At 34.6% G+C, this 13,350-nt stretch carries 8 protein-coding genes; 3 read left to right on the top strand and 5 right to left on the bottom strand.

The annotated features are described in order from the left end of the window. Positions 1–1,142: 1,142 nt before the first annotated feature. The 3 genes from ACFINC_RS06970 to ilvC all read left to right on the top strand — a co-directional run bounded on the left by ACFINC_RS06970 (position 1,143) and on the right by ilvC (position 5,593). On the top strand, positions 1,143–2,264 hold the full coding sequence (locus ACFINC_RS06970; RefSeq protein ID WP_375616708.1) for an ATP-dependent RecD-like DNA helicase: 1,122 nt from the start codon (positions 1,143–1,145) through the stop codon (positions 2,262–2,264). Between the two features lie 82 nt (positions 2,265–2,346). Then, the gene (locus ACFINC_RS06975; protein ID WP_375616709.1) at positions 2,347–3,081 is read left to right on the top strand and encodes a pyridoxine 5'-phosphate synthase; all 735 of its coding nucleotides are present in this window, start codon (positions 2,347–2,349) and stop codon (positions 3,079–3,081) included. A gap of 1,492 nt (positions 3,082–4,573) precedes the next feature. Then, positions 4,574–5,593, top strand: a complete 1,020-nt coding sequence (gene ilvC / locus ACFINC_RS06980; protein WP_375616710.1) for a ketol-acid reductoisomerase — start codon at positions 4,574–4,576, stop codon at positions 5,591–5,593. A gap of 130 nt (positions 5,594–5,723) precedes the next feature. On the opposite strand, the gene ACFINC_RS06985 is transcribed toward ilvC, so the two are convergent. From ACFINC_RS06985 to ACFINC_RS07005, 5 genes are all read right to left on the bottom strand, one after another. Further along, on the bottom strand, positions 5,724–7,115 hold the full coding sequence (locus tag ACFINC_RS06985) for an amino acid permease (protein WP_375616711.1): 1,392 nt from the start codon (positions 7,113–7,115) through the stop codon (positions 5,724–5,726). 929 nt (positions 7,116–8,044) lie between these two features. Continuing rightward, positions 8,045–9,445, bottom strand: a complete 1,401-nt coding sequence (locus ACFINC_RS06990) for an amino acid permease (RefSeq protein WP_375616712.1) — start codon at positions 9,443–9,445, stop codon at positions 8,045–8,047. Between the two features lie 760 nt (positions 9,446–10,205). Continuing rightward, complete coding sequence (locus ACFINC_RS06995; protein WP_375616713.1) at positions 10,206–10,772, bottom strand: LysE family translocator; 567 nt, start codon at positions 10,770–10,772, stop codon at positions 10,206–10,208. Between the two features lie 61 nt (positions 10,773–10,833). After that, positions 10,834–11,442, bottom strand: a complete 609-nt coding sequence (locus ACFINC_RS07000) for a fumarylacetoacetate hydrolase family protein (protein WP_375616714.1) — start codon at positions 11,440–11,442, stop codon at positions 10,834–10,836. Between the two features lie 289 nt (positions 11,443–11,731). After that, the gene (locus tag ACFINC_RS07005; RefSeq protein ID WP_375616715.1) at positions 11,732–13,306 is read right to left on the bottom strand and encodes a TerC family protein; all 1,575 of its coding nucleotides are present in this window, start codon (positions 13,304–13,306) and stop codon (positions 11,732–11,734) included. Positions 13,307–13,350 lie beyond the last annotated feature (44 nt).

Below are 13,350 nucleotides of genomic sequence, written 5' to 3' on the forward strand. Positions count from 1 at the left end.
ATGGACGCACTCGATAATATCTTATCACACCTCAAAAAATGGATAACAAAAAGTTAGAATTAGAGACCCTTTGGACAGCAGGATTTACTAAAAAAACCCCTCCGACAAGAACTCTTGATTCGCAATAATTAGAGAGGCATGTTAAAAATCCTATTCCCGAACTTTATTATATCGTCCCTAACTTTACAAAAATATAAATCAAATCAATTATCTATATAGATAAAAGGGGGGCTTTTTATTTCTAGCAATAAGAATAGCATTAATCAGTTAGTTTTTATAAACTTTAAAACATTGCGACAAAAAGAAAAAGTTTGACTCAGTAGATGGAGAATTGCGCTTTTCTCATATTCTAGAGGACGAACCTGAAGTGCTACGCTGGACTAACCATGTCCCAGTTTTCTTATAATAGACTACCAAGAAGGACATACTTACGAACCAGATTTTATTGTTGAAACAGAAAAAGCTACATATTTGTGCGAGATAAAGCGTGCTGCATATAAGTGTGATATCTCTCTTTATTCGTTGAGATATCACTTAATTTGTAGCATGAAGAGTAAATTTATTAAAATCATGATAAGAGGACGATAGGAACTTTATAGGTGTATCATCATAGGATTAAGTCGTTTTGTTGAGAGCTATTTCTATTTCTGCCAAGAGGTTTTCGATATATTTAATTATTATTTCGTAATAGTGGATGTACTTTATTTTTATGTGCAAGAAAGCTGATTGATTGTGTAAAATAGTATTCATAAAATGACATTATTCTTATCCTGTTAAGGACATTTTTTTTAGCGAGAGTTTTGCAAATGCAATATTCTTTTTCTTATTCTAAATTTTGGTTATAAAAAGGTATACTAGGTGTTATTTTAAATTTAAGATATGCATATTCCATTGTTGGTGTTACTTTTGTAAAAAATGATATTTTATTCGATAAATATAAAGTGTTACCAAGAAGATCGATGTATAGATAAAATTTAGATTGTTACACTATCTTGAAAAAGTAATGGGTCAATAATTGATAATTGTGCTACAAAGGTTGTTAGATGGGCGTGTATCAGCAATTCTTAATAAAAAAGTTTTTTTTGATAGTCGTTTTTTTTCAAAATACTGCTTTTTTTATGCAAATCTTATATTGGTAAGCTATGCAGTTTTCACGGGAACAGGATAATGCATTGAAGGCTGTTGCTGCGTGGTTGAGGGAAGGGCGTTCTCCTCTTTTTCGCCTTTTTGGCTATGCGGGAACGGGTAAGACGACGCTTGCGCGCTATTTTGCAGAAACAGTTGATGGTTCTGTACAGTTTGCTGCTTTTACAGGGAAGGCGGCGCAGGTTTTACGTTCTAAAGGTGCAAGCAATGCTTGTACGATTCATTCATTGATTTATTGTCCGCGTGGAGAAGAGGAAGTTTCCGATGAAATTACGGGAAAAAAGTCTATTGCTCCAACATTTACGTTAAATCGAAGAAGTGCTGCTGCACAAGCTAAACTCATTATTGTTGATGAGTGCTCGATGGTCGATGAACAATTGGCACGTGATTTAATGAGCTTTCGGACGCCAATTCTTGTTCTTGGTGATCCAGGCCAATTGCCTCCTATATCAGGTGGAGGTTTTTTTTCGAATGGGGAACCAGATTTTCTTCTCTCAGAAATTCATCGGCAAGCGCGAGATAATCCGATTATACGTCTTGCTATGGATGTACGTGAGGGACGCGATATTGCTTATGGTGATTATGGAGAAGCGCGCGTTGTTACACGTAAAGAGGTCAATCAACAATTGGTTTTGGATGCTGATCAGGTTTTGGTAGGGATTAATCGTACACGCCACCTTTATAATCAACGTTTACGTATGTTAAAGGGATTTACAGCAGATTATCCGCAAGCGGGGGATAAGCTTGTGTGTTTGCGAAATGATCCTCCCAAAGGTTTGTTAAATGGCTCTTTATGGAAGGTGATGACTTCACAGAAGGAAACAGTTAAACCAAGTATTAATCTTCTTGTGAAACCAGAAGAAAGTGAACGTGGGGTAGCAAAGATTAAACTTTTAAAAGCAGCGTTTGAAAACCCTGATCAGGAAATTTCATGGCAATTAAAAAAGCGATATGATGATTTTGATTATGGGTATGCATTGACGGTTCATAAAGCGCAGGGTTCTCAATGGGATAACGTCGTTTTGTTTGATGAAAGTTTTGCATTTCGTGATATGTATGCACGCTGGCTTTATACGGGAATTACCCGCGCAGCAGAGCATTTAACGATTGTTCGATAGAGAAAATATGTGTATCATCCGAATTTCAGATGGAAAATGCCTTTTTCTATCTTGTTACACACTGTAAAAAATGGAAATGGGCATGGCGGTGAAACTTTCGGTTAATCTTAATGCTGTTGCTGTTTTGCGCAATCGACGTAATCTTCCGTGGCCAAGTATCGAGAATATTGGGCATATAGCGCTTGCTGCTGGAGCAGCAGGTTTGACGGTTCATCCGCGCCCCGATGAAAGGCATATTCGTTTTGCAGATTTGCCAGATATATACTGTTTAATAAAGAACAATTTTCCTACGGCTGAGTTTAATATTGAAGGTTATCCAAGTGATCAATTTTTGGATATCGCTGAAAACTATGCGGACCAGATTACCCTTGTTCCTGATGATCCAGATCAGTCAACATCTGATCATGGGTGGAATTTTGCTCGTAATGCAGAATTTTTAGCACCTATCATTCAGCATTTAAAAAAAAGAAAGATTCGTGTCTCACTTTTTGCTAATCCTACTGTTGATGGTCTTGATATTGCTAAGGCAGTGGGCGCTGATCGTGTGGAATTTTACACTGGACCTTATGGTGCTGCATTTCAGGATAAAACAAAACAAGAGCAAGAGCTCAGTAAACTTGTTTTAGCAGCCAGAAGAGCGAAAGAGTTGCAATTAGGGATGAATGCAGGGCATGATCTAACAATTATGAATCTTCCTGCTCTGGTTAAAAATATTCCTTGGCTTGATGAGGTTTCTATTGGCCATGGGCTTATTGCTGATGCATTAGAGTATGGAATGCATGATACTGTTCAGCGTTTTATTCGGTTATTATCGTGATCTTTTTTTCTCTATAAAATTGGAAAAAAATCTTTATAAAGCTTTGCCAGTTTATCTAAAAAAAACAATTTTATATATGTTTAGTTGACCTCCTCCCCACACCTCAAAGGATGGAGATTTCCACCAGCCACTGGACTGTCAATAGTCTAGCTTCTCTCACGGGCGGGCTCATCCTGCTAACCACTCACGCGGTCCACTTTATAGGAGCGACAGATAAGTCCTACTCTGAATACTGGCCACGATATCTAAGAACACTTAATATGTAAAGTTTTCATGCCTTATATCATTGCTCTAAACAACGGTGTTTTACGGCGTAATAGAATAAATAACACTATTAGCATGCATTATAAATATTCTATTGCTGTTCTGTTTATTGGGAGAATTCTATTTTTTGTGTTTTTTAGGGCATGAGATGCTTTTTTATTCGTACCGTTCATTATGAAGAAGTTTTATCAAATTTTTTTACTATAATTTTTTCGAAGGAATATAGGGGTTTATAAGAATTTTTCTTATAAGGGATTGGCGTAGAATTCTTAATGGATCAGTGCACAAAATTTTTTGAGTTTAATAAGGTGTTTTAAAGATATCTTTCAATATGTTTGAATTCATTTTACAGCGCTACTTGTAAATAGTATAATGTAAAATTTCCATGAATGATATAAAGTCTCTTATGCATCACCATTTACGTCATAAAGATATAAATTAGCGCTATCATTTTTTTCTAGTTTAATATTGCAACAGCTTTTGCCATGAGACATCTTCATATGCAATTTTGCTTATGATGTGCAAGGGAAAATGATGCTTTTTATGAATAAGCTTACTGCAATAAGAATGGTTACAATATTGGGAGCGAGAAAATAGAATGATGATATCAACTTGTCGCTTTATGAAGTAAAAAGGGGTAAAGTTTAGACTCTTACAGGGTCCTCTTGAAAAGAGCTCGAGCACATTAGGCGTTTTTTAATAAGCACATGAATGAATAACACAATGGCATTCTGTTTCGCGTGTGAGGCGTGGCTATTAAAGAATGTAAAAAGTAAAAATGTTTTCTCCATTATTCTAAAAATATTGCTGTACATGCTTTTGAAGGCTATACTAAAACAATACTTGTTATTTTATAATTTTTCTTGCTATCCATATTGATTTGGTTCATGTTAAAATTGTATGTTGTATTTTTATTTTTAGGATATAACATTTTGTTGCGCGGTGGAAAAATAGAATATTAGTAGATATATTTTATTTAGAAATCTTGTTTTGTGTAATATATTGTTTTTATAGAGCAGCAGTTGAAGTTTATTTGGAAATCCGTATATGTTTGGGGACCACAGTTTTTTCTACGCAATATGTAAATTTTAAAAGATTATTCAATTGCTCTGTTCTTATAAGCGGCGTTTTTTGTCTTTATAGTGTGTGATGCACGGAAGATAATGTTTCTTATTTAATACAAATAATCTGAAATCCAGTTTGAATAGAGAAAGAAGGAAGTGTTTTTATGCGTGTTTATTATGATCGTGATGCGGATGTTAATCTCATAAAAGGGAAAAAAGTAGCTATTGTTGGTTATGGGTCTCAAGGGCGTGCGCACGCTTTAAATTTGAAAGATTCCGGTGTCCAAAATGTGCAAATAGCTTTGCGTTCAGGGTCGCAAACAGTTAAAAAGGCCACAGCTGATGGTTTTGAAGTGGTGAGTGTTGCTGAAGCTGCAAAATGGGCAGATCTCATCATGATGGCAACACCAGATGAATTACAAGCTGATATTTATAAAGAGCATATTCATGACCATTTACGTGATGGGGCGGCGATTGCTTTTGCGCATGGTTTGAGTATTCATTTTGGTTTGATTGAACCTAAAAAGACTGTTGATATTGTGATGATTGCTCCTAAAGGTCCAGGTCATACAGTTCGTAATGAATACCAACGTGGTTGTGGTGTTCCTTGCTTAATAGCGGTGGCGCAAGATGCTTCAGGGCATGCTCATAATGTAGCATTATCTTATGCATGTGGTCTTGGTGGTGGACGTGCTGGGGTCATTGAAACAACTTTTAAAGAAGAATGTGAAACTGATCTTTTCGGTGAACAAGCGGTTCTTTGTGGTGGTCTTGTTGAACTGATTCGAGCAGGTTATGAAACACTAACTGAAGCTGGTTATGCATCAGAAATGGCTTATTTTGAGTGTTTACATGAGGTTAAATTGATTGTTGATCTTATGTATGAAGGGGGCATTGCAAATATGAATTATTCAATCTCTAATACAGCTGAATGGGGCGAATATGTCTCTGGTCCTCGTGTGATTACGGATAAAACCAGAGCAGAAATGAAACGTATATTGAAAGATATTCAAACGGGTAAATTTACATCGAATTGGATTCAAGAATATAAGGCTGGTGCTGCTCATTTTAAAAGTATGCGGCGTTTGAATGATAATCATCCTATTGAAGAAGTGGGTAAAAAACTTCGTTCTATGATGCCTTGGATAAAATCGAATGCTTTGGTTGACAAAGAGCGTAATTGAAGCTTCTACAGAGATATTTTGTAAACAGCTTTTATAATTTTATAGATAAATATCAAAAAAGGGTAACTAAAGTTACCCTTTTTTATATGTTTTCTTGCACAGAGGATTTATTTTTTAGGGCTATGTTTTTTTAAGTTTTCGCATAATTCTTTCTTCCAAAAAGAAAGTATACAATCCCTAAAAATATAAACCATGCTGGAGTATATTTTAAAGCTATGGCAGTATCAGCTTCTAATGATAATAAATAAATAATGAATGCAAAGAAAATGAGAATTCCCCAACACATAAAAATACCTCCTGGCATTTTATAAGGAGAAACAGTATGCTGGAGAGGACGATTGCGACGATAGACGATATAGCTGATCAAAATGATAGACCATACAAATATAAACAAAATTGCAGCAATTGTCGTAACAATTGTAAAAGCAGCTATGAGGGTTTGAGATAACGATACAGCTGCATAACCTAATAAGATGCATATACATGAAAAGAATAATGCGTTGGCTGGAACGTGGTTACGAGAAAGTTTTCCTAAAAATTTAGGCGCACCTTTTTGTGTTGCTAGCCCATATACCATACGGCTGGTAGAAAAAATTCCACTATTTGCTGAAGATGCAGCAGCTGTGAGGACAACAAAATTCATCAAACCAGCAGCAGTGGAAATGCCAATAAGTTCGTACATTGTTACAAACGGACTTTTTTCTGGGCTGATTTGATTCCAAGGTGTCACAGACATAATTACAAGAAGAGAGAAAATATAAAAGAATACAATGCGGACTGGTATTGAATTGACAGCTTGTGGTAAGACTTTTTGAGGCTCTTTGACTTCAGCAGCAGCTGTTCCAGCGAGTTCAATGCCAACAAAAGCAAAAATAACAATTTGAAATCCAGCAAAAAAGCCTGTAATTCCTCGCGGAAAAATATTCCCACCGTTCCATATATGGCTAAGAGAAGCGACCGTACCATTTGGAGAAACAAAACCTGTAAAGATCATATAAAATCCCACAACAATTAAGACTAAAATTGCTACGATTTTGATAAAACCAAACCAAAACTCAAGTTCGCCAAATAGTTTTACGGCGACAAGATTAAGGATTAAAAAAAACATAAGACTTATTATAACGGGAATCCACGGATTGAGCTCAGGCCACCAAAAGTGTGTATAAGTGACAATAGCAATAATTTCAGCAGTTCCAGTGACAATCCAACACAACCAATATGTCCAGCCGATAAAGAATCCAGTACATGGCCCTAGAAGATCGGTCGAGAAGTCAATAAAAGATCGGTATTGTGTATTAGAAAGTAATAATTCTCCCATAGCACGCATGACAAAGTATAGAGCACAGCCAATAATCGCATAAACGAATAGGATTGAGGGACCTGCTACACTGATTGTTTTTCCTGATCCCATGAAGAGACCTGTTCCAATCGCTCCACCAAGGGCTATAAGTTGTATGTGGCGGTTATGTAGTCCACGTTGCAATTTCTTCTTAGACTTTTTTTCTAAATTTTGTTTATTCATTTTTGGGAGGTTCCCTTTAGTTATTTTAAGATAAAATTACCCTAAAAAAGGTAATCTCTTCTATCGAAACATGATATAGCTAGGGAGTAAAGGAATATTTTTTGCAATTCCATGTGAATAAAGAAAAAATATTACAAATTAATGATATAATTATTTTGTAAAACTATTAACATAATATAAATTTAGTATAAAATTTTAATTTTTGATGATTTATACATATTAAACGATATTATATATTACAATATATTATGAAATATTTACATTTATATTAAATAATATATTAATAATTTATGTATTTTATATTTAAATTAATTATTTATAAAATTTTTATTTTATATAAAAATATAGTTATTTTAAAATACTTTAACTTATTTTAATAAAATTAAATATATCTGTATAATAAAATTTAAAAATAATAATTAAAAGTTATTCTACATAAAAAATATTTTCATATAATCTTTTTTATTGTAGATAATTGTTGGGATATATTCTATTTAGAGCTGTATTTTTAATTTTGAGAAAAAGTTGAATGCAAACTTTGTTTTTCTGATGTTTTAGATAAAATCTAAATGCTTGAGGAATAAACAATGTAAGTGAAGTTTATAGAGAATTCTTTGCAAATCGCTTACGTCTTATCCTATTATGCCGTAAAACACCGTTGTTTAGAGTGGTGATATAAGGCATGATAAGCTTTAGATATTAAGTGTTTTTAGATATTGTGACCCGTATTCAGGGTAGGGTTTGCCCGTGGATCCTATGAAGTAAACTGCATGAGTGGTTATCAGGTGGAACGCTGCCCGAGAGAAGCTAGACTGTTGACAGACCAGTGGCTGGTAGGAATCTCCTTCCTTTGAGGTGTGGGGAGGAGGTCAAGCGGAAAAAGGGTAAATTTAGTTACCCTTTTTTGAGATGTTTTTTATGTACAGATTTTATTTATTATTTTGAGATGCGTATTTTCTTACGAACATGAAATACATTATACCTAAGAAAATAAACCAGACTATACTATATTTAAAGGCTATTAGAGTATCAGGTTCTAATGTCAATAAATAGAGCATGAAAGCAAAGAAAACTAAAATGATCCCACACATGATAACACCTCCTGGCATCTTATAGATGGATTCAGCGTGTAGATGAGGGCGATTGCGACGATACACAATATAGCTAATCAAAATGACAGACCATACAAATAAAAATGCAATAGCCGAAATGCTCGTTACAATTGTAAAAGCACTTATAAGGCTTGGAGAGAGTGAGGCAATTGTATATCCTATTAAAATACATAAGCAGGAAAAGAATAGAGCGTTGGCTGGAACATGGTATCTAGAAAGTTTACCTAAAATTGGAGGGGCACCTTTTTGTGTTGCAAGTCCATATATCATACGGCTGGTAGAAAAAATACCACTATTTGCTGAAGAGGCAGCTGAGGTGAGAACAACAAAATTTACCAAGCCAGCAGCTATTGGAATGCCTGCAAGCCAAAACATCGAGACAAAGGGGCTTTTATCTGGAACAATTTGATCCCAAGGTGTGACAGACATAATTACAGCGAGAGAAAAAATGTAAAAGAGTACAATACGGACTGGTATTGCATTAATTGCTTTGGGGAGAACTTTTCTAGGTTCTTTGACTTCAGCAGCGGTTGTTCCAGCAATTTCTATGCCAACAAAAGAAAAAATGGCAATTTGAAATCCAGCAAAAAATCCTGTCATTCCTCTCGGGAAGATATTTCCATCGTTCCATACGTGATTGAGAGAAGCAACTGTGCCATTTGGAGTGGTAAAGCCTGTAACAATCATATAAAATCCCACAATAATTAATGCTAAAATTGCTACGACTTTAATAAGACCAAACCAAAATTCAAGCTCACCAAATAGTTTTACGGCAAAGAGGTTAAAGATTAAAAAGACACTAATACAAGCAAAAACAGTAAACCATGGATTGAGTGTTGGCCACCAAAAGTTCATATAAGTGATGATGGCAATAATATCAGCAGCTCCCGTTACAACCCAGCTTAACCAATAGCTCCAGCCAACAAAGAAAGCGATTCCCGGTCCTAGCATATCGGTTGAAAAATCAATAAGAGATCGGTATTGAGAATTAGAAAGCAACAATTCTCCCATAGCGCGCATGACAAAGTATAGAGCAAAACCGATAATAGCATAAACGAGTATGATGGAAGGACCTGCTACACTAATTGTTTTTCCTGATCCCATGAAGAGACCTGTTCCAATAGCACCTCCAATGGCTATAAGTTGTACATGTCGGTTGTGTAGCCCACGCTGCAATCCATCGTGAGAATTATCTTTTAAATTTTGTTTGTAGTCCATTTTTTGGGGGTTCCCTTTAATTATTTTGAGATTAAATTACACTGAAAAAACATTATTTTGTATCGAAGCATGATATAAATGAGGTGTAAAGGAAAAAAACGTTTTTTATGATTTTGTGTGGATAAAGAAAAGAATATAGTTTTGAAAAAAGAGAATGTTTTCATCTTAAATAAAGTAACGGATATTTGAATATGGAGTTTTTTGTTATTTTGATAACAAATTATAGATGATTTTTAAAATTATTTCAGAAAGTTATCAGAAGTTTTTATGGTTTTCTAAAATTTATTATTTTTAATCAGTATGTTATTTGTTTTTATTGGGATAAGGGGAGTTTTAATTTTTGCTCAAATAGCGCTAGACAGTTGTCATTTGAGTTTAGGAAAAAGTCTTTAATAATAGAAAATTTAAATGATTTCTAAAATCATTTTTCTATTTTTATGATGCTATTATAAGTGAGAAGGAATTACTTTTGTTTTACAAAAGAAAAGAAGAATATCATAGTTCTTTCTTTTAAAGTGGTGAATAAGATGTTCCTTTAGATATTGATAACACTTGATAAAATGTTGCGAGAAATTCGCATTCTTTATACAAAACGTCTTTATGCTATGATACTGGAATGCAGCGTAATTCAATTCTTCAGAGAAAATGAGAAAGAACTGGTGGTTTTATAAGTTCTGTTAGAGATTGGAATATTAATAGCGATAAAGAGAATCATAAAAAGATTGATCTGTTAGCTTTGCAATTTGTTATCAAAATAACATTATCCAAAAAAAATGAAAAAAGAAAATAGAGATAAAACTATTCCTGTCGCAATATTAATGCATCCTTTTATTTTTTTCTTTTTTAAAGTGGCGCTTGCGAATGATATAAAAATGGTCATTAAAGTAAACCATGTAAAGATGTTGAAGGAATGTATCGTTACAAGTTCAAAGCCTTTTTTAACGCTACCGCCAGAAGCTAAGAATTTTGGAAAGGCTGCTATATAAAATATTGATACTTTGGGATTTAGTATTTGTGTCAAAAAACCATCCATATAGCTGGTAAAAAGCTTTGTTGTACCGACAATGCTTTTTTCATTCGTTGATATTTTTTCTTTTGAATTTAAGCTGTATATTCCAGATTTAATCGATTTAAAGCCCATATACAATAAATAGCAGCTTCCCATGAGTTTTACTAAAAGAAAGAGCGTTTTGTTGTTGAGAATGAGTGCTGATACACCTAATATGGAAAATGCGCCATGCGCATATGTTGCTGTACATAATCCTAAAACGTTCATAAATGCGTTCTTTTTCCCCAATCTCGTTGCCTTATCGATGATAAGGGCCATGTTCGGTCCCGGTGAGATGACTAAAAAAATGAAACAATGAAAAAGGTTAGTATTTGATGACTCATTCTACTTTTAGCTCTGAGATTAATTGAGCTTCAAGATATAATTCTATTCTGTCAAATTTAGAGAGTTTTCCTACGCCCTGTGGAGTGCCTGTGTATATGATATCACCACGCCTTAGCTGAATGTAGTGACTTAAAAATGATATTATTTTCTCAAAGCTAAAGATCATATTTTTCGTATTGCCAATTTGCTTCGTTTCGCCATTTAACTTCATTGTAAAGGTTATTGGGTTGTTTATTTTTTCTTTGTTTATGAAGTCAGAGACGTATGCCGCTCCTTTAAATCCTTTAGATAAAAGCCAAGGAAGCTTTTTTTCTTTCAGTTTTGTTTGCAAGTCTCTTGCGGTAATATCAAGACCTATTGCTACGGCATCATAGCATTCTTCTGCTTCTTTCTCTGTGACCATGAAAGTGTCCTTTGAGATTCTGAGAACAATTTCAGTTTCAAAATGGATTTCTTTAGAAAAGTTAGGAAGATAAATTTCATTACCTAAAATGAGAGAACTATTTGGTTTGCTAAAGATAACAGGTTTATCTTCAACAAGATTGCCCATTTCATGAGCATGTTCAACATAATTGAGTCCAACACAGTAAATGTCATTTATCATAGCAGAGCCCCCAGTTTTTCATTTTTCTTTGTATATACAACAGATTGATTTCAATAATAATTTGGCATTATTCATACTGAATAAGAATCTTGAATAGTTTAAGAAGCTCTCATTCCAAATTATCAATGAAAACTTTTTTGCACTGAAAATTCGTTGATAACTTAACTTTTGTACATTCATTATTTCACGCTTAAAAAAATATGACAATACAATTAAGTCATCAACTGCCTATTTTTTTACTTTCTAATTATAAGAAAAATCCTTTTATTTACTTTATTTATTAAAAGAATTAAAATTCGTTTTTTTCTGGTAACGCAAGTGGAGAAATAAGGACTTTAGATATGTTCCGACGTTCCATTTCGATAACTTTAAAGCGTAAACCATCCGTTTCAAAATTTTCCCCCTCATTCGGTAAATGACCAAATTGCCAAAGCATAAAGCCTGCCAGAGTCGTATAACGATCTGCTTCATCAACAAGATTACGCCCAAGATAACCACTTAAACGTCGGATATCAGCATACCCCTCTACAAGAAGACTTCCATTTTCAAGTTGTTCTGCGATCATGAGTTCTTCATCGTCATCAGGAAAGTCACCTGCAATAGCTTCAAGAATATCAGTTGGTGTTGCAATCCCTTCAAAAGATCCGTGCTCATCAACAATAATTGCAAGCTGAATCGAAGAATGACGTAATTGCTCCATCAATCGTAAAACACTTGTATTTTCATGAACAACAAGGGGCTCTCGCATCGCTTTTTTCCAATTAATCTTTTTTCCCTCAGCCAAATTCAAAAGAAGATCTTTTGTCAATGCAACGCCAACAAATTCATCCACTTTTTCACGCGCGAGAATTAAACGGCTATGTTTAACTTTTTGTAATTCTTCACGCATTTCATTTTCATCAGCATTTAAATCTAACCACTCAATCTCATTACGTGGCGACATAATAGAGCGAACAGGACGATCAGCTAAATCGAGAACGCCACGAATCATCTCTTTTTCTTCTGGTCTAAATAACTCAGAAGCTGCGGACTGTTCAGCAATAACATCTACAGTCTCAGCAAGATTACTATCTTTGCTTCCTCCTCCTAAGAGCCTCAAAACAGCATCAGCTGTTCTACTACGTAGATCATTCGTTTTAATCATTTTTTCACGGTTACGACGTCCAATTTGATTAAAAGCTTCGATGAGAACAGAAAAACCAATAGCAGCATACAAATACCCTTTTGGAATATGAAAACCGAATCCTTCAACAATAAGCGTAAAACCAATCATCATCAAAAAACCAAGGCAAAGGATGACAATAGTGGGATGACGATTAATAAAACGCATAAGAGGGCCAGATCCGCACATCATTACTGCCATAGCAGCAATCACTGCGATATACATAACTGCTGCCTGCTCTTTTGCAATCATACCTGTTGCTGTAATAATACTATCTAGTGAAAAAACAGCATCCAGCACCACTATTTGAATAATTACTTGCCAAAAAACAGCATAAGCAACGCCTGTTTTTCTTTCATGTGATACTCCTTCTAATCTTTCATGGAGTTCTAAGGTTCCCTTTGCTAGCAAAAAGGCTCCACCACCGATTAAAATAAAGCTATGCCAACTAAAGACAAAAGATGAAAGTGAAAGAATTACCGTGTCCAGCCTCATAACCCATCCAATAACTGTAAGAAGGAAAAGCCGCATCATTAATGCTAAAGTAAGACCTATAAAGCGTGCACGGTCACGCAAATGCAGAGGCAATTTTTCAGCTAAAATTGCAATAAAGATAAGGTTATCTATTCCTAAAACAATTTCGAGAAAAACCAACGTGATCAAACCAAACCACGCATGCGGATCAGTGATCCATTCCATCATTTCTTACCTTTTAAAAGCTTAAAAGCACGCGATTGACAAAAAAA

The organism is Bartonella sp. AP58NXGY (genome assembly GCF_042195785.1).
Lineage (GTDB): Bacteria > Pseudomonadota > Alphaproteobacteria > Rhizobiales > Rhizobiaceae > Bartonella.